The sequence below is a fragment of the Nocardia sp. NPDC050408 genome (genome assembly GCF_044458905.1).
In the GTDB taxonomy this organism is placed as follows: domain Bacteria; phylum Actinomycetota; class Actinomycetes; order Mycobacteriales; family Mycobacteriaceae; genus Nocardia.
The window spans coordinates 126,118-146,972 of record NZ_JBITIL010000011.1 but is presented as its reverse complement, the minus strand read 5'-3'; the positions used below and the strand labels follow the sequence as shown (position 1 = coordinate 146,972).

Genomic DNA, 20,855 nt, shown 5'->3' with positions numbered 1-20,855 from the left:
GGAATTGTGGAACCCGTCTACCAGACGATAATCGGGCTTGCCCGGACCGTCTTCTTCGTCGAAGGTTTGAAGTTCAGCGTCAAGGGCGCTGAACATATTCCGGCGCGCGGTGGTGCCGTCCTTGCGGTGAACCACACCGGCTACATGGACTTCACCTACGCGGGTCTGCCGGTGCGCACCCCCAAGCGGTACATCCGTTTCATGGCCAAAAGAGAGGTGTTCGACAACAACATCTCCGGCCCGATCATGCGGGCGCTCAAGCATATTCCGGTCGATCGGTCCGCAGGGGCCGACTCGTACCAGGCGGCACTCGAATATCTCCGCAAGGGCGAGTTGGTCGGCGTCTATCCCGAGGCGACGATCAGCCGCAGCTTCGAGATCAAGGCCTTCAAGTCCGGTGCCGCGCGCATGGCGATCGAGGCGGAGGTGCCGATCATCCCGATCGTCATCTGGGGTGCTCAGCGCGTGTGGACCAAGGGCTTCCCGAAGCGTCTGGGCCGCACCAACACTCCGATCTCGATTGCCGTCGGCGCACCGATCCAGCCCTATGAGCCGGCCGCCGAACTCACCGCCCAACTCCGCAGCACCATGCAGGCCATGCTGCTGGATCTGCAGCAGGACTACGTGCACGAACCCGGCGCGTACTGGGTACCGGCACGCTTGGGCGGCAGTGCGCCTACCCTCGAAGAAGCCGATGCCATGGATGCCGCCGAAGCCAAGGAGAAGGCGGCGCGCCGGGCGGCCGAGGATTCGTTGTAGGGGAAGCTATGTCGCGGGAACCGGTCTATGACATTCTCACCGGCTTGGTTCGCACGATATTCGCGGTGCAAGGGCTGCGCATCGACATCAGCGGACAGGACCGGATCCCGCGCACCGGCGGCGCCGTACTCGCCGTGAATCACACCGCCTACCTCGACTTCATGGAGGTCGGGCTGGTCGGGCGCAAATCGCGACGCAATGTCCGATACATGATGAAGGCCGAACTCGAGCACGGCATCGTCGGCTTTCTCATGAAGCACTGCAAGGCAATCGGTGTCGACCGCGCGGCCGGAGCGGCGTCATACCGACGCGCCGTCGAGGCGTTGCGGGACGGCGAACTGGTCGTGGTCTATCCGGAAGCGACGATCAGCCGCAGCTTCGAGCTCGAGGAATTCAAATCCGGCGCGGCCCGCATGGCGATCGACGCGGATGTGCCGATCATCCCCATCGTCATCTGGGGCGCGCACCGCATCTGGACCAAGGGTTTCCCGAAACAACTCGGTCGCCATCGTTTTCCGATCAATATTCGCATCGGCGATCCGATCCCGCCCGCCGAACCGACCGATGACCTGACCGCCGAAACCCGCACGCGGATGGGCGAATTGCTCGAACAGGCGCAAACCGGCTACCCGATGCCCGAAGGCGCGCCTTGGGTCCCGGCCCGCCTCGGCGGCGGCGCGCCTACGCTTGCCGAGGCCGCGGTTCTGGAGCGGGAAGAGATGGCCCGCCGTCGCGCTCGTGCGGCACAGCGGCAAACTCGCTGAACTCGTCAGGACGACTGGCACCGGGTTGGCGCGGGCACCCGCCCCTGGAAGAACTTGGCCGGTGGAACGCCCATCAGAGCTTTGAAGTCCGCCGACATGTGCGATTGGTCGTAGTAGCCGTGGACGGCCGCAATGTGGGCCAGCTCGACTCCAGGGGTGTTGCTCGCATCGACGAGGATCTGGCGCACACGCCCGATCCGGGCGAAATGCTTTGGGGAGATACCGATTCCAGTGGTGAACAGGTTGCGAAGCTGGCGTTCGCTGACGGCCAGATCGGTGGCGAGTTCGTGAACCGTTGGCGTTGCGGATATGGCGGCAACCGCATCGCGGAGTAGTTCGCGGTGGGTGCGCTGCGTCGCGTCTTCGGAGATGCGTTGCGGGAGGACCTCTTCCAGAAAAGGCAGGACCTCATCCGTTGGCAGCGTGGCGAGTTCGTTCGCCAGCTCGGCGGCAACGCCGGGAAGGTCGGCGAGGCGGACAACGCGATCGGCGATATCGGTGGCCGGGACGCCGAGCAGTTGCCGGGTCGCGCCGGGAGCCAGGCGCAGGCGGACGCAGCCGGCGGGCTTATCGGCTGTGGAGTAGGAGGCGCGGGTCTGCGGGCCGAGGACGAGTGCGTCAGGGCGGTCTGCGGTGCGGAGCACGATCGTCGTCCCGGCGTGCGGTACATGCGTGAGCGGTAGGGAGGCATCGGTGTCGGTGGGGAAGCGTCCCAGCTCGGTGATCCACGCACGCAGCGATTCGGGGGCGGGCACCGTTGGTTCGATCAGGTCTACCTGCATGCTCACCCGACCCACTGTAAGCAGCTCACGGCCGAATACAGCGCCCGAAGCCGTGCCGAAATTTCCTATCGAACCGGGTGGGATGGGCGGCACGCTCTACTCATGATCGTCGTCACCGGTGCCACGGGCACCATCGGTAGTGAACTCATCCGTCAGCTCGCCGCGCGCGGTGTGCGGGTCCGGGCGGTGACGCGGAATCCGGAGCAAGCGCGGGTGCCCGCCGGGGTCGAGGTGGTGCGTGGCGATTACCACGACCTCGACTCGATGGCCGTCGCGATGACCGGCGCGGCCGCGGCCTTCATCGTCGGTGTCCTCGGCCCCGACGACGCCGAGACCGATCGCGCGCTGGTCCGCACGGCGCGCGACGCGGGCGTCCGCCGGATCGTCAAACTTTCCGCCATCGGCACCGGCAATCCGGAACTCGGCCGCGTCGGCACCTGGCATATTCCCGGCGAAGAGGCGGCCAGGGAAAGCGGGCTCGAATGGACGATCCTGCGTCCGACCAGCTTTGCCTCCAACACATTGAGCTGGGCCGATGCCGTCCGGTCCGGCCAACCTGTGCCGAATCTGACCGGCACCGGCAGCCAGGGTGTCATCGATCCACGTGACGTCGCTGCGGTTGCCGCCGAGGCTCTGGTTATGCCGGGCCACTCCGGCCGTATCTACACTCTCACCGGCCCGGCGCTGCTCACCTGCGCGGATCAGGTCGCCACACTGGCAACGCTCCTCGGCCACCCCCTGGACGTGGTCGACGTGCCGGAACACGTTGCGCGCGACCACATGATCTCGGCAGGGATGTCTCCGGAGTTCGCCGACGGGGCACTAGCAGGCCAGGCCTACGTCCGAGCCGGAGGCAACGCCACGGTCACCGACGATGTCCGCCAAGTCCTGGCCCGCGCCCCCCGCAGCTACGCCGAATGGGCGGCCGACCACGCCTCCTCCTTCACCCCGAGCGTTGCCGACCAAAACGCCACCTGACCGGCCCCGGCGAATATCCGATTTTCCTTTGGACGTGATGACGGACTACAGTTTTGGGCGCACGACGTCGCGGCCCTCCCGGACCACAACGAAGCGCACGCGGATGTAGCGCAGCTGGTAGCGCATCACCTTGCCAAGGTGAGGGTCGCGGGTTCGAATCCCGTCATCCGCTCCACGAAAACACCAGGTCAGTAGCGTGAGCTACCCTGGTGCAGACGTGTATGTCACCACACATGTCACCACTTGCGGTCACGGCAGCTTCTCAGGGCACCTACCGGCTCTGGAGGCTTCATGCTCACACCCCGCCCGCGACCCCGTAGTAACGGGTCGATCGCCTGGCAGGTTCCGTTCCACTTCTACGACGAGACCGGGCGTCGACGGTCGACGTCGGAGACCTTCGACGATTTCGAGGCGGCTGTGCGCTGGTTTGAGCTGGCGGAGGTGGTCGGTGTCGGCGAGGCACGCAGGATCCGGGAGATTCAGCTCGGATCCGGAGTGCGGTATACGACGCTGGTGGAGTGGTTGCGCCAGTACACCGCGCGGCTGACCGGTATCGAGGAACGCACCCGAGCCGGCTACATCCGCTACATCGACCGCGACATCGCACCGTTCATGGGCGAGAACCTGCCGATCACCGCGTTCAACCAGGATCTGGACGCCGCCTGGATCGTGCACCTCGAGCAGGACAAGGGCAACGGCGCGAAAACAATCCACAACAAACACGGATTCCTCTCCGCTGGTTTGAATGCGGCTGTGGCCGAACGCCCGTCGCCGTTGATCCCGTATAACCCGTGCCTGGGTATCCGGCTGCCGCGCCACGACGCGCCGGAGCTCGACATCTTCGACAACGACGAATGGGAGTTGTTCGAACAGTTGATGCCGCCGCGGTGGCGTCCGCACGCCGAGTTCAACCTGGTCTCGATGGCGCGGCCCAGCGAGGTCACCGCCATCCAGATCCGCGACATCGACAAGCGGACCGGCGACGTGCGCATCAACAAGGCGTGGAAGTACCTCGGCGGTGAGATGAAGTTGGGAAAGCCGAAGTCCTCGCGCGGTATTCGCACCGTCACGGTCCCGCTGGAAACCCTCGAGCGCTTCGACCTCGACCGTCCGGGTGACGAGTTGCTGGTCCACACCAGCAACGACACCCCGATCAGCGCGGGCTACTTCTACGCCAAAGCCTGGGTGCCCGCCATACGCCGTCTTCGTGCGCTCGCCGACGGCAACCTCGACCCGTTCGGCCCGAACGCCCAATGGAAGGGCGCGGATCCGGAGGATCTGCTGGAGCGTTTCGCCGATGCGATCGCCTCGATGCGCGGCAAGCGACTGACGCCCTACACGCTGCGCCACACCGGCATCTCCTGGAAGCTCCAGGACGGTGTCCCCCTGTTCGTCGTGTCCCGCGACGCCGGGCACAAGTCGGTCAACACCACCGACGCCCGTTACGGCCACAACGACCGCCGCGCCAGCGCCGCAGCCGCCCAAATCATCGCCAACCGGCTTCCTCGCGCCCGCGCCGCGATGCTGCGCACCGTCGCCTGAACTGCTCCGAGTACTCCATCTGCCTACCAGGATTCATTTCATGACCGCAGTGTCGGAATGAAATGAAATGGAATGAAACGGAATTCCACGATGCTGAAAGCCGTCGACACCCGCACCACAGCCACCGACACCCCGCCACGATGCCAGTTCCCTTTGGACAGCGGGGGCACCTGCGACGCCTCCGTCCCGAACAGCGGTAGACCGGGCGCACCGCGCAAATACTGCGACAACCCCGAGCACACCGCCCAGAAAGCGCTGCGCCGCAAGCGCAAAGCCGATGACCAGGCCGGCAAGCGCGTGGAGCAGCGCCCGTTGTGTCCGGTCACCGACGGCATGAATGCGCTCGCCGATCTTGTCGACCGCATCGAGCTGACGCGCGCGGAACTGGCAGCCATGCTGGTAGACGCCGGTGAATTGATCGCCGAGGTCACCGATCCCGTGGTCATCGACCGCGAGATCGCCGAGGTGCGACGGGACGCGACCGTCCGCATCGCCGCCGCCGAACAGGCTCGCGCCGATGCGGAGAAATCGGCCACGGTCATGGCATGTCGGCTGGAACGCGCGGTCGAACTCGAGGAGCTGGCCCTGGTCGCCGCCGACGAAGCCGCTGAGGAAGCACAGCAGGCCAAAGACCTTGCAGCACAAGCTTCTATCGACGCACAAGAGCGCATTGGCGAGGTAGAAGTGGATCGCGACCGGGTGTACGAGGAGGCCGAAGCGGTCTTGAGGGAAATGCGCGGACACCTCGACGCCGCCCGCGCAGCACAGGCCCACGCCGAAGGCGAACGAGATGCCGCGGTCACCAACGCTGAGGCGTCAGCTGAGGAGAACGCGACTCTGCGACAGCGGCTCGACGATCAGGCCACCGAACACCACCATCAACTCGAACAACGCGATATGGAGTACTCCCGCGCGATTACCGCCGCCCACGCCATGGCCGACCGCGCCGCCCGCGAACACCGCGACCAAGTCACCGAGATCCTGCGGACATACCGCGGGCAGATCAGTCCGATGCACACCGAACACCAGCTCGAACAAAACCCGGCTGCCGCCGATCTGGTCGGCCTACAACATCGGCCGTCTGCCGAGGACTGAAGATGGACCGGGCACGGCGTTTCGCCTTCCACGCTGTGAACTACAGCGCCACGGCATGGTGGCATGCGCGCGGTTTCGTCCGGGGCATATCCATCCTTGCAAAGTTCTGACCGCCGATAAGGGAATGGAATCGGCGGTCTACCGCAATCTATTTGGGTAGGGGATCTTCAAATCCGCCCCAAATCGGCGAGTTCTGCGGGAACCCTGGCATCGTTCGAGCAGGTTTGCCAATCGAGCCCGAGGCCACCAACGGGTGTCATCGCCCCGGGCTCCCGACCCCCTGGCCCTCTATCGAACGTTCGAGGTCAGCTCTCGACTTCGAAACTGTGTGTGGCGTACCACACACCGCTGGATTCGACGCCTAAGGTCTGACTCGGTCCGCCCATCCCGGGGCAGCTGAGTGGAGGGATTCGAAGAATGAAGTTCGAGAAGATCACTGCTGCTGTTTTCATCGCCATCTCGGCCGTGGGTGTCACGGCGGCAACCGCCCATGCGGAGCTGGCCGTCACGGAGCAGCCGACTGCGGTGAGTGTGGGGGACACGACTTCCGGTGTGGATCACGGAATCAACTACCAGATCACGGTTTCGCCAGTCGACAGGGTGATTATCGCCACCGTCGAGAATGGCAAGTTCGCGATCGCGCAGAACGGTGCGGTGGTGCTCGAGTCCGGCGACGGAGCGGCGGTGACCGAAATACCGCAGTGGTTCGCCGTCGACGGGCGTTCGATCGCGATTGCGCAGCACGTCGGTGCGGACGGTCGCACTCTGGCGGTGACACCGACCCCGACGGCAGAAGATATTGCGCAACTGAAGGACATCAGCTCCTACGACCGGCTCGAGGAGCAGATCAACAAGAACCTGCCTGGCGTCGTCGGCGGTGCCATCGTGGGCGGCCTCCTCGGGGCGTGTCTGCCCCTGATATGGGGGATCAGCATCCCCGCGGGTGTGCTGATCGGTGGAACCGTCGGCGGATACGTCGTGGGCGGCCCGGAGTTCGGCGACGCTGTACAGGCGTTCGCCACCGGCCAGCCGTGATCACGGGCAAGGAGGTAGCGGCCAACTGGTCGGGGTTGAGGAGCATCTGCGAGAAATCGGGGTTGCGGATGCCCGAGATCCGGCGCTAATGTTCCGGCGAACTCCGAACTACCATGTTCCACAACGTCTTTCAATGCTGGCACCGGAGCTGGGGTATACACCACTACCCCCGTGTACAGGTGCCAGGTGCTCAGCTCGTCAGCTGATGAATCTGTTGTCTGGATTGCTCAGGTCGGGTCGCCTGAGGTGATCTCGCCCTCGGGCGACCCGGCCTGAGGCAGACGGGGTCGAGACCGGCCTCGTCAGGAATCGAGTGCCTGGTAGAGCGTGGTCCAGAAGTCGTGGATGAGCCACGCCGGATCCGGGGTCGACAACCCGACCTGGGTCAACAGAATTCCGGTGAGCTGGTTGCTCGGGTCGGCGTAGGCGGATGTGCCGGTGCCGCCGTCCCAACCGAACTGGCCGATGGGAGCGTAGTCGCCGCGGTAGGTGCGCACCGCCATTCCGAAGCCCCAGCCACCGTGCTGTCCTTGACCGAACGACACATGGACGTTGTTCTTGGCCAGCGCATTTCGGGCGGCATTCTGTTCGGGCGTGAGGCGGTTGGTGGTCATCAGCTCGACGGCGGGCCGGGACAGGATCCGTTCGGTCCCGTGCATCCCGTGGTTGAGCAGCATCTGGAAGTAGGCGTGGTAGTCGTCGACGGTGGAGACCAGCCCGCCGCCGCCGTGCTGGAATACCGGAGGCTCGCTGAACCTTCCGCCCGCGGCCTCGTCCCACACGATGAACTCGCCGGTCTGCGGGTCGGGGGCGTAGCTGGGCGGCAGCCGGTCGATCTTGCCGGCGGGCACGTGGAAGCCGGTGTCGGTCATCCCCAGCGGCTCGAAGACGCGTTCGCGCAGAAACGTTTCGAACGACTGACCCGAGACCCGGGCGACGAGCACGGCGAGGACATCGTGGCTGAGTTCGTACTGCCACCGCTCGCCGGGCTGGTACGACAGCGGCAGCTCGCCCAAGCGGCTCATCCACTTGTCCGGCTCGGGCGCCGATGCGGCTTCCCCGCTGTAGTTGGCCCGGTCGAGAACCGCGTCCATGATCGGGGATCCCATGAGCGTGAGATCCACTCCGAGCCCGAATGTGGAGGTCAGCAGGTCCCGTACGGTGATCGGTCGCTGCGCGGGCACGGTGTCCTCCAGCGGCCCATCGGCCCGGCGCAGCACCTGACGGTCGGCCAGTTCGGGCAGCCACGGATCTACCGGGTCGTCCAGCCGCAGACGACATTCGTCGAGCAGGATCACCGCCGCCGCCATCGTGACCGGCTTGGACGTGGACGCCATCCGGAAGATCGTGTCCCGGCGCATCGGAGCGTCACCGTCGGCGCGCATCGTCCCGATCGCTTCGACATGCGTCTGGCCGCCCCGGCTGACCAGGGCGACGACCCCGGGAATCTTTCCGGACTCGACATGCCGGTCCAGCACGTCGCGTACTCTGCGCAGCCCTGCCTCGGAGAAGCCGCTGTTGTTGTGTTCCATCATCAATCTCCTGCTTATAGTGTTCGATCTGCGGGACCCGTCCCGGTGTGGCGCCCATGGCTTCGACGGCGCTCCCCGAAGGCCGCGCGTTATCGGCGCGGTCATTCGGCCTACGGGTCTGCCTGGCACCGGATGAAAAGCCGACATCCCACACGGCGACGTTCAGCGACGCCGCCGACTTTCAGAGGCCCCGGCCCATCCCGTCACACGGCGTACAGGGCTCCGGTGATCTTGCTGATCATCGCGACCACGGTGGGGCTGGGCTGGCTCTGGTGGGTCCGGCTCGCCGCGTCGATAGCGACGAGGACGGTGCTACGGAAGTTCTCGGCCTCGGCCGGATCCTGCTGCCCGAGAAGGCCCATGGCTGCGGTGAGTGCCGGCAGTACCTGGTCGGCGAGTTCGGCGACGTTCTTGCCCTTCAGCTTGATGTCCTTGGACTTCGCGGCGAGCACGTGCCCGACCAGGCCGGTCGCGGCGTACAGGGCGTTGCTGCCGTTGGTGGCGGCCTTGTGGGGCGTGCCGGTGGCATCAGCGGCGGCGATCAGCGAGACGGCGCCGTACGCGGCGGTCCGCAGGGTGGCCTTGTCCTGGTCGGTGAGGGTGATGGTGATGGACATGGTGGTTGCTCCCTTGAATCTGTTCTGTCCGGGTCGGCGTATGTCGTGCTCGCCGAACTGATTACGGAAGCAACAATCGCCCGCTGTCCTGACACCGGACTGATCCCGTGCTGACACGACCGCTGACACAGAGCTGACAGATCCCACATGTAGGGCCAGGGGGTAGTGGTGCAGATGCCCGAGATCGTCAGCCGGATCTCGGGCCAGTGTTCAGGTGAACTCGAACTACCGTGTTCACAACGTCTTTCGACGCTATCGCCGGATCTGGGGCGGATACACCGCTACTCCCGAGTCGTGTTCGGAAATCGACCAGCACGACGTCCTCGCCCTCGCCGGCATCGACGGGCGGCCGTCGGGGGTCGGGGAGCAGATCCGCCCAATCCGGCGCTAAGCACAGGTCCGCGACCGCCTGGACGTTGTGTATCAGCCCGGCTGCACGCCGTCGCGTCAGAAGCCGCCACCGCAGGAGGAGAAGCCGCCACCGCAGGAGGAGAAGCCGCCACCGCAGGAGGAGGAGTGGCCGCCGTAGCTGGAGTGGCCGCCGATGTATGGGCCGGAACGGGTCGGCGGGCGGGACGGGATGCGCCGGGAATCGTTCCAGTGGCCGGGAGCTACTACGGCCCACCAGGTTGCGAAGTCCGCGCCGCTGACGTGCTCGATCTCGGCGCGATCGGCGGCGGCCCAGTGCACGGTGTAGCCGGTGAGGTGGTGGGTGGGGCGCTGGAGCTCGTCGATCAGTGCGCCGGTGGTCAGGGTCGAGTCGTCGGCGCGGAAGACGTGGACGGTTCGGTCGGATTCGGTGACGCGGTAGCTCCATCGGGTCTGGGCCGCCAGCTCGGTGAAGCGGTCATCGCGTTTTTCCCGCTCGCGCTGGGCTTTCCAGAGTCGTGCCTGTTCTTCCTGTGCGCGTGCGTCGGCCTCGTCCACGCGGGGCTCGATCTGCTTGCGGACGGGGCGATAGCGCTCGGCGATGTCGTGCAGCCGCTGTTCGAGTCTGTCGAATGCCTGCCGTGACGCGGTCCGGCTGCGGCGGCGGGCCGCCGACCAGCCGGAACCACGCCGCAGTCCGGGTGAGAAGCCGACCTCGATCCGCATGCCGAGATCGTGGACGAGCTGCTGTTCGGCGGTCCACAGTGCATCCAGCGCCTCGGTCTGGGCCCGGGCCCACGCGGCGGATTCCCCGTCGGTGGCCTCGACTCGGATACTCCGCGTCGCCGTCCTCCGGTCGAGACAGGTCCACCCGCGCTCGTCCCGGCCTTCGGGCGTGTCGACGGCATAGATCTCGACGAATGCCCGGCCCGGGTCGAAACCCGCCATCTGCCGGTCGTTCAGGGCATAGCGGAAATTGAACGAATAGCGGTACAGCGTCACCGATACCATCGTATTCCTCCCCACAGGTACCTCCACGATAGCGCCGGTGCGGTCAGGACGGGCCGGGCTTCGCAGTGGAATTGCCATAGGCTGGCGGGCGCGCCCAGCTTCCGGTCGTCCCAGCTGCATTCGCGACCGCGACTCGACTCACACCAGCAGGTCGAATCATCGAAGAGGCGGGCCCACGCCACACCTGGAAGTGAAGCGCTAAAACACGATCCTGGCCGAGAGTCCTGCACCGGGTGGAAGCCGATTGTTGCCGGGAGGGTGGATCGGCCCGTTCGAGCTGTGCACAAGGTCTGTCGCGTGCACAGTGTCACGCTTGGATGCGAAGGCCGTCGAAGAGGAAGTCCAGCAGCGTATGGGCTTGCTGCGTTCGGTCCGGATCTCCTTCAGTGGCAAGGGCTATCGCGTTGACGAGCTTCAGTAACTGGGGTGCGGTCAGCCCGGAACGGATCTCGCCCGCATCCTGAGCGCGCTGCAAAAGGCCGGTTGCCGTGGCGAATATTTCTTTCCGGCACCAAGATTCGGTCGATGTGCCTATGACTGCGAGCAGCGAGGCCGCGAGGCCGCGGGTGGCGCTGCCCTGTGCGACAACGGTGTCGAGCCACAACCTGAGCGCCTCGGCGGGGGCGTGTGCTGTGGCCAAGTCGCCGGCTCGGTGGACCAGTGCCTCTATGTGGTCGTGGTGGACCGCTTCCAGTAGTGCCTGTCTGGTCGGGAAATGGCGGTAGAGCGTGGCATTGCCGACCCCGGCGGCGCGTGCGATGTCGTCCAGCGGCACCTGCGGGCCGTGTTCGGCGAAGGCATTGGTGGCGGCGGTGATGAGCCGCTCGTAATTGCGCAGCGCGTCGGCGCGAGCCGGTCTGCTCGGGGCTGGTGTCATTACACTCCGATTGCAAAACGGGGATAGTCCCCGTATCGTAGCCGACGGTTAAACGGGGACAATCCCCACTTATTGCCGATACAGGCGAACAGCGCTATTCGAGGAGGATGCGATGTCGGACATCGTTTTGGTTACCGGAGCGACGGGCACCCAAGGTGGCGCAACGGCTCGCGCACTGCTGGCGGCGGGTTGGCGGGTGCGTGCGCTGGTGCGTGACCCGGACACGGCGGGTGCTCGGATGTTGGCAGGGGCGGGTGCGGAACTGGCGCGTGGCGATATGGGCGACCGAACCACGCTGGATACGGCGGCGGCGGGTGTTCACGGGGTGTTCAGCGTGCAACCGACCGTGGGATACCCTGGCACACCTCCCGGCTTCACCGTCGACGATGAACTGAGGCTCGGCCGCAATGTCGCGGATGCGGCCGCGGCAGCGGGTGTTGCTCACTTCGTTTACGCCTCGGTCGGCGCTGCGGACGCCGATCACGGCATTCGCCGCTGGCAGAGCAAGGCGGAGTTGGAGAGCTACTCGACTCGGCTCGGCCTGCCGACCACCGCATTACGCCCGGTGCGCTTCATGGAGAACCAGCTCGACCCCCGCTTCGGCTTGCGCGAGGGAGTACTCACCGATGTCATTCATCCGGACGTTCCCGTGCAGCTGATCGCGGGTACCGACATCGGTGTCTTCGCTGTACGGGCTTTCACCCACCCGGACGAATACATCGGAGCCGCGGTGGAACTGGCGGGCGACGAGCTGACCATGACCGAGATCGCCGAGGCCATGAGCCGGTCCCTCGGACAATCGATCGAATACCGAGCGATCCCACGAGAAGCGTTGTTGGACAAGGACCCCGACGCCCTCGCCGGCTACCGGTTCGCCAACCAGGGTGGAGGCTGGAATGCCGATATCGTGGCGCTGCGGCGATACCATCCGGAACTGCTGGATTTCACCACCTGGCTAGAGCGTGAAGGTGCATGGCGGTACTCCGCTCACACCGCCCGACCCTGATGAACATTGCCGAAGACATGCGCGGGCAACTCGATCGGCGGAACAGCCGTAGTGCCGGGTCCGCACATGCCGCCCGAGATATGCACGCTCATAGGCATTTCCCGGACGTTCAGTTTGCCGTCGCCATGATCGGTCGGCATAACGAATCTGGACCATGTTCTCCCAGCGGATCGCCTGATGTCGGTGGTCGGGTGAGCAAGGGGTGGGCGACGACTTGATGATGTGTCGTCAGTCGGTGATGTGGTCGACGTCGATCATGAGGTGTAGGGGTCCGCGGAAGATATGGCTTCGGCGATATGGCGGTGGGTCGTCAACCAGGCGGGGGCTCTGCACGCGGCGCAGGAAGGTTTCCAGTGTGAGGTTGACTTCGAGCCGCGCTAGCGGGCCGCCGATGCAGGTGTGGATTCCGCTGCCCCAGCCGAGGTGCTCGTTGTCGGGGCGTTCGGGGTCGTACTGGTCGGGGTTGGCGAAGCGGGTGGGGTCGCGGTTGGCGGCGCTGTACATCAGGTGCACCGCCGCGCCCTTCGGGATGACGGTGTCGGCGATCTCGATGTCGTCGGTGGCGCTGCGGCTGGGGAAGAACTGCACGGCCGACTGCAGTCGCTGGACTTCTTCGATGGCGCGTGGAATTAGTTCCGGGCGCTGCCGCAGCAGTTCGAACGAGCCGGGGTTGCGTAGCAGGGTCATCACACAGTTGGCGATGGTGTTGACCGTGGAGTCGTGGCCGGCGACGAGCAACAACTGCGCGTTGGATACCGCCTCTTGCGGTGACATCGGACCGTCCGGCCCGTCGGTGTCGTTGACCAGGTCCGACAGCAGTCCATCTCCGGGCTGGTGACGGTATTGCTCGATCAGCTCGGCGAGGTAGTGCCGCAGTGCCGCACCGGCGGCTCGGCCTTGGGCTGCGCGGGCACGTCCTTCGTCGGTGGTGGCGTCCGGGCCTAGATCCAGGCCGGTCAATAGGTCACGGATCCAGATGTGAAAGGTTGGTTCGTCGGCGCGGGGGACCCCGAGGATTTTGCAGATCATTGTCATTGGTACGGGATAGGCGTAGTCGTCGACCACGTCGAACCTGGTTGATTCTCGGGCTTTGATGTCGTCGAGCAGCTTGTTGCACAGTCCGACGATGCTGGGCTCCATGCTCGGGATCAGGTCGGGCGAGTGTGGCGGCCCGAAGTGGCGCATCACCTGCCGGCGGGCTCGGTCGTGATTCGGCGGATCGGACACGATGATGCTCGGTTTGCGGCCGCCGTGCGCCTGCAAGTCTTCGACGCCCGCGGGTGGTTCGGCGTCGCCGGCTAGGTGGGCTGCCAGCGGGCTGCGGCGGATGTCGGAACTGATCCGGGGGTCGTGCGCGAGCGCGAGCAGTTCGCGGTAGCCGGTGACGACATAGAGGTTGTCGGCCACCTGCACGACGGGAGTTTTGCGAAGCTCGGCGAAGAACGGGTATGGATCGGCGCGGTTGTCGTAGGTCATCGCCTCCGCCCAGGCAGTCTCTGCGGTCATAATCCCTCCTTGATTCGGCGGGCAGTGGCGTGCGATGTCAGCTCCGCCGACGAAACTCGGCTCCCCGCGTGGTCGGGTCATGGCCGGTGAGCACGACGGTGGGAATCTCGGTGGGCACGCGCGGATCCGGGAAGCGCGCCGGGATCGGGGTCATGTCCCCGGGGCGGTCGTAGCCCGGTGGTGGCGGCGGGAACGGCGCCGACCGCTCGATGAGAGCGCCGTAATAGTCCAGCCACTTGCCGTGGTCGAACGTGACGGCGCCGACGATGCGCCCCCGACGGCCGTACACGGCGGCGAAGCGGCGCTCGTCAGGCGAACCTTGGGTGAACACGATCTCGTCGCCGAACGAGCACACCCCCACACCCTTGATGTTGACGCCGAACTGGGCCGACCAGAACATCGGCAGCGGAAGGTGCGGGCACCGCTCGGTCTCCAGGTTGATCATGTTGTTGGCAGCTACCTGAGCTCCGGACACCGCGTTGTCCCAGTGCTCCATGGAGATGAACTGGTATTCGTAGAGCACGTGCGGGGCGCGCGCGATGTCGCCGGCGACGAAGATGTTGTCGGTCACCACGCCGTTGATGTCGAACGCGCGGCAGCCGGCGTCGCAACCCACCCCCCAGAAGCCGCTGGCCAGCCCGGCGCCCTCGAGCCACTCGACGTTGCGGATCGAGCCCAGTGACGCGACCACGACGTCGACATCGAGGGTGGCTCCGTCGGAAAGCCGAGCCCGCCGCACGTGGCCGCCGTCATCTGCCTCCAGCGCCTCGACCGCGACCCCGGTGCGCAGGTCGACGCCCGCATCGCGGTGCATCCTGGCGGCGATATCACCGATCACCCCGCCCAGTGCGCCGACCAGCGGCCCGTCGGCGCGTTCGGTGACGGTCACCGGCAGGCCCAGCTTGCGACACACCGAGGCCATCTCCGATCCGATGAATCCTGACCCGATGATGAGGACCCGTCGAGGGGCGGCGTGCAGCGCGGCCTGCAGGCGTGCCGCGTCATCGCAGGTACGCACTGTGAAAACGCCGTCGAGCGCGGCTTCTCGAGGATTGATCCACTGCCGCGCCCGCACCCCGGTGGCGATCAGCAGCCGGTCGTAGTCGACCTTGTCCCCGTTGGCCAGCAGCACCTGGCGGTTGACCCGGTCCAGGCCGGTGGCGGCGACCCCCAGCCGCCAGTCGGCGTCGACGGCCCGCCGCCGCGGGAGCCTGGTGTGATCGGGGTGTACCCATCCCTCGAGCACCTGCTTCGACAGCGGCGGACGATCGTAGGGCTCGTGCGGCTCGTCGCCGATCACCGTGAGCTTGCCGCGGAAACCGTGCTCTCGCAACGCTTCCGCGGCGCGCAACCCGGCCAGCGAGGCGCCCACGATCACGATGCGGCCTTCCGCGCGAAACGCTGCCACCAGCTCGGCGACCAGTGATGCCGCGCTCACATCGGGTCATCCGCAGCGGGAGTGTAGGTCTCCACGATGATCGCCTGAACCGGACAGGCCGCCGCCGCCCTCAGTACCCGCTGGCGTTGGGATTCGTCAGGGTTGGGATCGTAGGCGAGCGCCTCGTCACCGAGCAGCTTCAGCACATCCGGCGCCAGCGGGACACACTGCGCGTATCCCAGACACTTGTTCAGATCCACTACGATGCGCATACTCAGCTCCCTTGTGAGCCACTTCCTCGCATCCACCTCGGTCGCCGACCGGCGGGGCCACCGACCCCGGATCAGCCACCGCTATCGTACGCCGGGCGCCGGAGAAGTATGAGTCTCACCTGTCACCCGCACAGGAGTCGCGTCAGCGGCGTTTCCGCACGGAGGCACCACTAGCTTCGCTGCAATCCCGCATCGTCTGGAAACCCGTCCGCTCCTGTTCGGGCCGGCATTTGGGTGTTCGGGTTGGCTTTCGTGGGTGGGTTCGGTGGACATAGGTTTCGGCGTGCTGGTGGTGACCAGCGGGAACCCGATCGTTCCCGTTGCCTGCGTCCCCGGATCACTCGGTCTGACCGGCGGAGGTCCCCCGATCCGCAAAGTAGATTTCCGAACACTCGCGCCGCCGAACTGTTCGGCAACCTTTCGGGAGCAGGTCAGCTAGTCGCGGTCCGCAATTGGAACGGACAATATTTGTTCTGTTTAGGGATTGGTTGCGGTGTGCGGGGCTAGGTTGCGGAGTTGGGATATACGTTGTGGGTTCTGGGGGCATGGGCCCGCTGTGGCGGTCAGACTGCGTGCCCGTGCGGAGTCTGAGTCTGGTGCGCGGGGCGAGCCGTGGGCTGCGGCATCCTGTGAGGTGGCAGCGGAATGGGGTGACGCGGTGCTGGGCGCCGCCATGTGTCACGCGCGCCTTGGTGGCTTCCGGCGGGTCCTGCACTGTTGCGAGCTGGCACAGGACGGGCTTCGCCGGGGCCGACGACCTCGCCGGAATCTGCCGTACCCGGCTGTCGGACATGGGGTCGCCGACTGGTGAGATCTCCGAAAAACCAATGGATATGGCTTAACCCATGGTGAGGTCCGATGAGTTTCGAGCGTGTAGGAGGTCTGCCCGGTTATGAGGAAACTGATCTACGGGTTCGGTGTGTCTCTGGACGGCTACGTCAACGATCGCGACGGCAGCATCGACTGGACTGCCCCGGACGAGGAGCTGCACCAGTTCCACAACGACCGCTACCGCGGCATCGAGGTCTCGCTGCACGGTCGTCGCCTGTATGAGCTGATGGCCGAGTACTGGCCGCACGTGCCCGAGGACGCGCCGCGAATCGAGCGTGAGTTCGGCGGGCTCTGGACGCAGAAGCCCAAGGTCGTCTTCTCCCGGACGCTCACCGAGGTCCATTGGAACAGCACCCTGGTCAGTGAGAACGCGGTCGAGGAGGTCCGCAGGCTCAAGGCCGGAGGCGATGGCGTCATGGAGGTCGGTGGTGCGAGTCTCGCGGCCTCGCTGATGCCACACGGGCTCATCGACGAGTACCAGCTGTTCGTCTCGCCCGTGGTGCTCGGCGGCGGCACACCGCTGTTCCCTTCACTGGACAAGCGCATCCAGCTCCGATTGGCCGAGACGAGGCACTTCAACACTGTGGTGATGCTGCGCTACCTCGCCGACTGAGGCCGGTTCATCCGCAGCGGCCTCCGTTCAAGCGCGACTGTCACCGCAGCGGTGCGATCGGCGACGTCGAGGGTTGGTGAACGCGTGCAGCAGGTGCGTGGGTCGCCTCGGACCTTTGTTGTTCGGCGAGATCGTTTGGCGGGCGTCGGCGACCGTGCCTTCGGTGGCGGCGACTGCCGCGAGGCTCCAGCCCTCGCAACGTTCGAGGTCGGCCGCGTCGATCTCGAGGGTTCCGGTGTGGGGAATCGTCGTTTATGGGTTCTTCCGATCTGCTGCTCGAAGACGGTTTCGATGACAGCGGCCTGTTCGGCAGTACCGGCGGAAGTAGCGGGCGCTGGTTTCGATGGAGGCGCAGGCCGGGTGCTGTAGGTGTGGCGCAGGGTGTGCGGTCGCAGGCCGGCATCGACGCCGACGGCGAGCACGACCTGGGTGATGCCAGGGATGGTCAACTGGCAGAAACGCACTGCGGCCGTGCTCCCGCTGCTCGTGTTCGTCGCCGCGCTGGTGGGCTACCTGATCCTCAACCCTGGCCGAGCACGCCGATCATGTGTCGAACAGCTGGATGTGGACGAAGCGGCTCGATGCGTCCCGCTCGTCCACGATGACGATCCGGTTGACCGACTTTCCATCAGGGCGTCGGTAGAGGTCCTGGGCCTTCAGGATCGACGGTGAAGTCTCCAGGGAAGGCCCCGCGATGGCGGTCTGAGCCACGCCGAAGACTTTGGTCAGCGGCGCGGAGAATTTCGACGTGGTCAGCACCAGGGTAAGGCCCTGGGGATCGGTCGATAGCGCGAGCTGGTAGAGCGTGTCGATACCGCGCTCGGATCGGGCGCTGAGCAGAGAGACATTCTCCGGGATGACGATTCCGCCGAATTCGGAAGCCTCCCTGGCGATGTCGGTGTCGTTCGCGGCCTGGGGAGTCGGCTCCGGCCGTCGGTCGCCGTTATGCGTTTCGCTGCTGCAGCCAGTCATGCCGACCGTCACGGCCATGAGGCCGGCGACGACACAGGCCAGCGTCACCTGCCGGATTCCAGGCGTTGGGTACCTCATCGGATGGGATCACTCCTCTCGCCGTCGCGGCCGCCGGGCGGTCCTGGCAGGTTCACCGGTTCGGTCGACGGTACCGGCCCTTGTATCGCCGGACCCCGTTGGATCCTTCGTAGATCGGGTGCGGAGGTCGTGGCCGGTGGTATTTCCGACCGGGGCCGATGATCGGGGAGCTTTATGGAGATTACAAGTGCCGGTTAAGACCGTCGGCGAACAATCGGATGCGGTAGTAGCGAAGCGACAGTGAAGGTTTGGCGTCGGACGTGGACGTCCGACTCTCATCGTTTGGTCGACCGCTCGGCGCCCGAAGTGCTGCTGGGCGAGCCAGGCTACCGGGACAGGGAGGAACATGATGATCTGGCGCGTGACGCGGCGATCAGAAGGCGGTGGGGATGCCCGCTCTATCGGGTGAATCCGCCGAATCCGACGGCTCGTCCGATCCCGACCCGGTGATGCCGCAATCGCTAGTGCGGCGTACCGATTCGGGCAACCGGCTGCTAAGGGTGATCACGGCGGGGTTCGTGATCACCGGAGTTGTCGTATTCGTCTTCACGGGGGTAACGGCCTGGGTGAGGACTGCCGATCAGCCCGCGCTGTACACCGTCGATGGTCTCGGAAACCCTTGCGCCATGATCGATCTGTCCCTTTTCGAGCGGGTCGCGGGCCCGGCGAAACAGACGCCCGTGTCCGGAAAGATCGATATCGCACCCCCGGTGGCGCTCTACTGTGACAATGTCGAGTTGGACCACGCCATGGTGAATCTGAAGGTGGAGGTATCCGACCGGCGCACCGAGACGACCGATCTGCGCCCGGAGTACGACAGGGCACGCACTCTGGTGTTGGGGCGCTCCGGGACCGATATCGTCACACGAACGGTACCCGGTATCGGTGAGGACGCGTATCTGTCGGCTTCGGTTGAAGACTCGGGCATCGCGATGCACGGATGCGATGCAGGGCTGATCCAGCGCAACGTTTCCGTTGAGATCCGATTCGACTTGTTCAGATCGCCGGAGATCAGTGCCTACGATCTGGCCGACCTGTGCGAGCAGCAGCTTCGAACCGCCGCAGGGCGGTTGCGATGACTACCGATGGTTCACGCGACGTGCCGGTTCCCACACGAAGCGCACAGCCCTGGTACAAGGTCGGCGCAGCCGCCTCGGTTTTCGTCGTGTCTGTGGTGACCGCCGTATTTGTCATTACCGGCTACCATCCCGGCGGTCCCTTTCGACCCAACCCTGTCGTACCGGTACAGCCGACGGCAGCTGTGAAATATCGGCCGGGCAAGATTTTACACGCCTGTGCGGCGTTGGACCTGTCCGCGATCGACCAGCAGGGCATGCGGCAGACGGAGCCCCCGACGGGTGCAGAGCTCATCGCTGGTGATGTGGCGGACAGCCGACTGGAATGTCGAGCCGATTTCGCCGGGGTCGATGCCTCAGCTACGTTGCAGATGTGGGTCGATTACACGCTCGACCCCGCCGGTGGGAACGCCGAGTTCGACAAAATCAAACGCGCCGCGGTCGGTGCCGCAGTGAGGACCGAAAACCTCGACGATATGGGTTCGGAAGTGCAAGCCCTTGCCGTGCTGCGGGATCGAGATTCGAATTCGGAGTCTCACAAATTCAGCATCGAGATCGACGTCGCTGACGGAAACCTGTTCGCGACTACGACCTTCACTGTGCGCGATCGCGCCGGTCACCTCACCAGCGACGAGGTAAAGCAACAATGCGAGCACCAGATGAACACTCTGCTGGCCCACCTGCGTTAGCTCGCCGCGCACGCATTGGCGGGTGCGGTAGCGGCGGGCAAGACACTGACCCGGTTCGTCATGCTGGACGACGAACAACGTTGGACAGCGTTGCGCCACATGAATTCCACTGGCACTGCGGATGGGTTGCCTGGCTGTCGAGTACGCGCGCTGTGCAAGTCCGTCGCCAGTCCACCGCCGAAGGATGGAATGAGCTCGAGCGAATGCTGGCCGCGGATTAGCAGCAGGCGCCCCGAACCCTCTCCGCTGAACGCCGGGCATATTCGCCGACTGGACAGCGTGATGGTTACCAGGCACCGGCCGACGGTGTGATGGGCAGCGTGGCGGTCGCTGACCTGAACGCGTACTCCCTGCGGATGTGGGCGCCGTCGGTTGGTTCGGTATCCCAAGAGAACTGGACGTCCGGTACTCACTCATCAATCGTTAAGGTTCCTGCAAGGCCCACTGGCGATGATGGTGCCCAAACCGGCGATCTATCAATGGATTTCATATGCGTTCTGACTCTGATGCTGACCAGCAGATACTCGACTCAGCCTCCTTCGTTGCTGTGACTGATGGATTCGGTGGTGGCCCGGGTTCCGGCCACCCTGGCCGAAGTTGCTGTGTCATCGGGTGAGGGTGACCACGATTCCTTCACCGACGCACGTGCAGTCGGTCGCCGAGATCGTCGACGAGGACTGGCGTCTGAACTCAATTACCGAGATCGGAGAAACCCCAATGCGTAACACCCGATTCCGCGCCACCGTGATCACCGTAGCCATCGCGGTAGCCGCTGGATTCGGCCTCACTGCGTGTGGCAAGACGGAACGCTGGTGCGAACGAGACCAAGGCGATGTTTTGGTCGAAAACTGGCACTGCGAGCAGAACCTGGCGGGCTATGAGTGGGAGCCAGACCACGACAAGCCGAAGACAAAGAAGAAGCCGATCAAGTCGAAGAAACAGAACAGATGATTCGCCGCGATGGAGGCGGAGCTCGCATGGCAGCAGACCGGGATGTCCCTGGCTTACCTCACCGACCAGCTCGACACCTGGTGTCGTGATTCCCGGGCAACCAGCAACTTGCGCGAACTGGC

The 20,855-nt window shown here is 65.3% G+C and carries 20 protein-coding genes and 1 tRNA gene; 11 read left to right on the top strand and 10 right to left on the bottom strand.

Features of this window, described 5'->3' with window-relative positions; all coding sequences use genetic code 11:
- Positions 1–6: 6 nt before the first annotated feature.
- Both ACIBJI_RS27850 and ACIBJI_RS27845 read left to right on the top strand, forming a co-directional pair.
- Complete coding sequence (locus ACIBJI_RS27850; protein WP_396958433.1) at positions 7–759, top strand: lysophospholipid acyltransferase family protein; 753 nt, start codon at positions 7–9, stop codon at positions 757–759.
- Positions 760–767: 8 nt separating this feature from the next.
- Positions 768–1,523 (top strand): lysophospholipid acyltransferase family protein, encoded by a 756-nt coding sequence (locus tag ACIBJI_RS27845; RefSeq protein WP_364351066.1) that lies wholly within the window; start codon positions 768–770, stop codon positions 1,521–1,523.
- Between the two features lie 5 nt (positions 1,524–1,528).
- Here the strand turns inward: ACIBJI_RS27845 and ACIBJI_RS27840 are convergent, their stop codons facing one another.
- The gene (locus ACIBJI_RS27840; protein WP_364351154.1) at positions 1,529–2,305 is read right to left on the bottom strand and encodes a helix-turn-helix domain-containing protein; all 777 of its coding nucleotides are present in this window, start codon (positions 2,303–2,305) and stop codon (positions 1,529–1,531) included.
- A gap of 102 nt (positions 2,306–2,407) precedes the next feature.
- Here ACIBJI_RS27840 and ACIBJI_RS27835 point away from each other — a divergent pair, with 102 nt between their 5' ends.
- From ACIBJI_RS27835 to ACIBJI_RS27815, 5 genes are all read left to right on the top strand, one after another.
- The gene (locus tag ACIBJI_RS27835) at positions 2,408–3,283 is read left to right on the top strand and encodes an NAD(P)H-binding protein (RefSeq protein WP_397086602.1); all 876 of its coding nucleotides are present in this window, start codon (positions 2,408–2,410) and stop codon (positions 3,281–3,283) included.
- Between the two features lie 99 nt (positions 3,284–3,382).
- Positions 3,383–3,458 (top strand) — tRNA-Gly (locus ACIBJI_RS27830).
- 116 nt (positions 3,459–3,574) lie between these two features.
- Complete coding sequence (locus ACIBJI_RS27825) at positions 3,575–4,825, top strand: tyrosine-type recombinase/integrase (protein WP_397086600.1); 1,251 nt, start codon at positions 3,575–3,577, stop codon at positions 4,823–4,825.
- Between the two features lie 72 nt (positions 4,826–4,897).
- Positions 4,898–5,920 (top strand): hypothetical protein, encoded by a 1,023-nt coding sequence (locus tag ACIBJI_RS27820; RefSeq protein ID WP_397086598.1) that lies wholly within the window; start codon positions 4,898–4,900, stop codon positions 5,918–5,920.
- 417 nt (positions 5,921–6,337) lie between these two features.
- A complete protein-coding gene (locus tag ACIBJI_RS27815) occupies positions 6,338–6,955 on the top strand; it encodes a hypothetical protein (protein WP_397086596.1) in 618 nt (205 codons plus the stop codon).
- A 302-nt stretch (positions 6,956–7,257) separates the two neighbouring features.
- On the opposite strand, the gene ACIBJI_RS27810 is transcribed toward ACIBJI_RS27815, so the two are convergent.
- The 4 genes from ACIBJI_RS27810 to ACIBJI_RS27795 all read right to left on the bottom strand — a co-directional run bounded on the left by ACIBJI_RS27810 (position 7,258) and on the right by ACIBJI_RS27795 (position 11,361).
- Positions 7,258–8,487: a serine hydrolase domain-containing protein gene (locus ACIBJI_RS27810; RefSeq protein ID WP_364351075.1), complete on the bottom strand. Its 1,230-nt coding sequence runs from the start codon at positions 8,485–8,487 to the stop codon at positions 7,258–7,260.
- A gap of 203 nt (positions 8,488–8,690) precedes the next feature.
- Positions 8,691–9,104, bottom strand: coding sequence for a hypothetical protein (locus ACIBJI_RS27805; protein ID WP_397086593.1), 414 nt, complete (start codon positions 9,102–9,104; stop codon positions 8,691–8,693).
- A 447-nt stretch (positions 9,105–9,551) separates the two neighbouring features.
- Complete coding sequence (locus ACIBJI_RS27800; protein WP_397086591.1) at positions 9,552–10,475, bottom strand: hypothetical protein; 924 nt, start codon at positions 10,473–10,475, stop codon at positions 9,552–9,554.
- A 316-nt stretch (positions 10,476–10,791) separates the two neighbouring features.
- Complete coding sequence (locus ACIBJI_RS27795; RefSeq protein WP_327097738.1) at positions 10,792–11,361, bottom strand: helix-turn-helix domain-containing protein; 570 nt, start codon at positions 11,359–11,361, stop codon at positions 10,792–10,794.
- 112 nt (positions 11,362–11,473) lie between these two features.
- Here ACIBJI_RS27795 and ACIBJI_RS27790 point away from each other — a divergent pair, with 112 nt between their 5' ends.
- Positions 11,474–12,367: an NmrA/HSCARG family protein gene (locus tag ACIBJI_RS27790; RefSeq protein WP_397086589.1), complete on the top strand. Its 894-nt coding sequence runs from the start codon at positions 11,474–11,476 to the stop codon at positions 12,365–12,367.
- Between the two features lie 228 nt (positions 12,368–12,595).
- On the opposite strand, the gene ACIBJI_RS27785 is transcribed toward ACIBJI_RS27790, so the two are convergent.
- The 3 genes from ACIBJI_RS27785 to ACIBJI_RS27775 are packed head-to-tail and all read right to left on the bottom strand — an operon-like array spanning position 12,596 to position 15,523.
- Positions 12,596–13,873, bottom strand: a complete 1,278-nt coding sequence (locus ACIBJI_RS27785; RefSeq protein WP_397086587.1) for a cytochrome P450 — start codon at positions 13,871–13,873, stop codon at positions 12,596–12,598.
- 37 nt (positions 13,874–13,910) lie between these two features.
- Entirely contained in the window at positions 13,911–15,311 is a 1,401-nt protein-coding gene (locus ACIBJI_RS27780) for an NAD(P)/FAD-dependent oxidoreductase (RefSeq protein WP_397086585.1), read from the bottom strand.
- A complete protein-coding gene (locus ACIBJI_RS27775; RefSeq protein WP_397086583.1) occupies positions 15,308–15,523 on the bottom strand; it encodes a ferredoxin in 216 nt (71 codons plus the stop codon). The genes ACIBJI_RS27780 and ACIBJI_RS27775 overlap by 4 nt, the downstream gene beginning before the upstream one ends.
- A gap of 892 nt (positions 15,524–16,415) precedes the next feature.
- On the opposite strand from ACIBJI_RS27775, the gene ACIBJI_RS27770 reads away from it, so the two are divergent.
- Complete coding sequence (locus ACIBJI_RS27770; protein ID WP_364351094.1) at positions 16,416–16,967, top strand: dihydrofolate reductase family protein; 552 nt, start codon at positions 16,416–16,418, stop codon at positions 16,965–16,967.
- Between the two features lie 543 nt (positions 16,968–17,510).
- On the opposite strand, the gene ACIBJI_RS27765 is transcribed toward ACIBJI_RS27770, so the two are convergent.
- Positions 17,511–17,957 (bottom strand): hypothetical protein, encoded by a 447-nt coding sequence (locus ACIBJI_RS27765; RefSeq protein WP_397086581.1) that lies wholly within the window; start codon positions 17,955–17,957, stop codon positions 17,511–17,513.
- Between the two features lie 449 nt (positions 17,958–18,406).
- Between ACIBJI_RS27765 and ACIBJI_RS27760 the strand changes: the two genes are divergently transcribed.
- Positions 18,407–19,096 (top strand): hypothetical protein, encoded by a 690-nt coding sequence (locus ACIBJI_RS27760; protein WP_364351100.1) that lies wholly within the window; start codon positions 18,407–18,409, stop codon positions 19,094–19,096.
- Positions 19,097–19,449: 353 nt separating this feature from the next.
- Here the strand turns inward: ACIBJI_RS27760 and ACIBJI_RS27755 are convergent, their stop codons facing one another.
- Positions 19,450–19,860 (bottom strand): hypothetical protein, encoded by a 411-nt coding sequence (locus tag ACIBJI_RS27755; RefSeq protein WP_364351103.1) that lies wholly within the window; start codon positions 19,858–19,860, stop codon positions 19,450–19,452.
- A gap of 540 nt (positions 19,861–20,400) precedes the next feature.
- On the opposite strand from ACIBJI_RS27755, the gene ACIBJI_RS27750 reads away from it, so the two are divergent.
- The gene (locus ACIBJI_RS27750; RefSeq protein WP_364351106.1) at positions 20,401–20,733 is read left to right on the top strand and encodes a hypothetical protein; all 333 of its coding nucleotides are present in this window, start codon (positions 20,401–20,403) and stop codon (positions 20,731–20,733) included.
- The last annotated feature ends 122 nt before the right edge of the window (positions 20,734–20,855 follow it).

Bases quoted from the DNA above. Each gene is read 5' to 3' on its own strand.
- ACIBJI_RS27845 (WP_364351066.1), top strand. From the start codon at position 768: ATGTCGCGGGAACCGGTCTATGACATTCTCACCGGCTTGGTTCGCACG.
- ACIBJI_RS27840 (WP_364351154.1), bottom strand. From the start codon at position 2,305: ATGCAGGTAGACCTGATCGAACCAACGGTGCCCGCCCCCGAATCGCTG.
- ACIBJI_RS27835 (WP_397086602.1), top strand. From the start codon at position 2,408: ATGATCGTCGTCACCGGTGCCACGGGCACCATCGGTAGTGAACTCATC.
- ACIBJI_RS27825 (WP_397086600.1), top strand. From the start codon at position 3,575: ATGCTCACACCCCGCCCGCGACCCCGTAGTAACGGGTCGATCGCCTGG.
- ACIBJI_RS27820 (WP_397086598.1), top strand. From the start codon at position 4,898: ATGAAACGGAATTCCACGATGCTGAAAGCCGTCGACACCCGCACCACA.
- ACIBJI_RS27815 (WP_397086596.1), top strand. From the start codon at position 6,338: ATGAAGTTCGAGAAGATCACTGCTGCTGTTTTCATCGCCATCTCGGCC.
- ACIBJI_RS27810 (WP_364351075.1), bottom strand. From the start codon at position 8,487: ATGGAACACAACAACAGCGGCTTCTCCGAGGCAGGGCTGCGCAGAGTA.
- ACIBJI_RS27805 (WP_397086593.1), bottom strand. From the start codon at position 9,104: ATGTCCATCACCATCACCCTCACCGACCAGGACAAGGCCACCCTGCGG.
- ACIBJI_RS27795 (WP_327097738.1), bottom strand. From the start codon at position 11,361: ATGACACCAGCCCCGAGCAGACCGGCTCGCGCCGACGCGCTGCGCAAT.
- ACIBJI_RS27790 (WP_397086589.1), top strand. From the start codon at position 11,474: ATGTCGGACATCGTTTTGGTTACCGGAGCGACGGGCACCCAAGGTGGC.
- ACIBJI_RS27785 (WP_397086587.1), bottom strand. From the start codon at position 13,873: ATGACCGCAGAGACTGCCTGGGCGGAGGCGATGACCTACGACAACCGC.
- ACIBJI_RS27775 (WP_397086583.1), bottom strand. From the start codon at position 15,523: ATGCGCATCGTAGTGGATCTGAACAAGTGTCTGGGATACGCGCAGTGT.
- ACIBJI_RS27770 (WP_364351094.1), top strand. From the start codon at position 16,416: ATGAGGAAACTGATCTACGGGTTCGGTGTGTCTCTGGACGGCTACGTC.
- ACIBJI_RS27765 (WP_397086581.1), bottom strand. From the start codon at position 17,957: ATGGCCGTGACGGTCGGCATGACTGGCTGCAGCAGCGAAACGCATAAC.
- ACIBJI_RS27760 (WP_364351100.1), top strand. From the start codon at position 18,407: ATGCCCGCTCTATCGGGTGAATCCGCCGAATCCGACGGCTCGTCCGAT.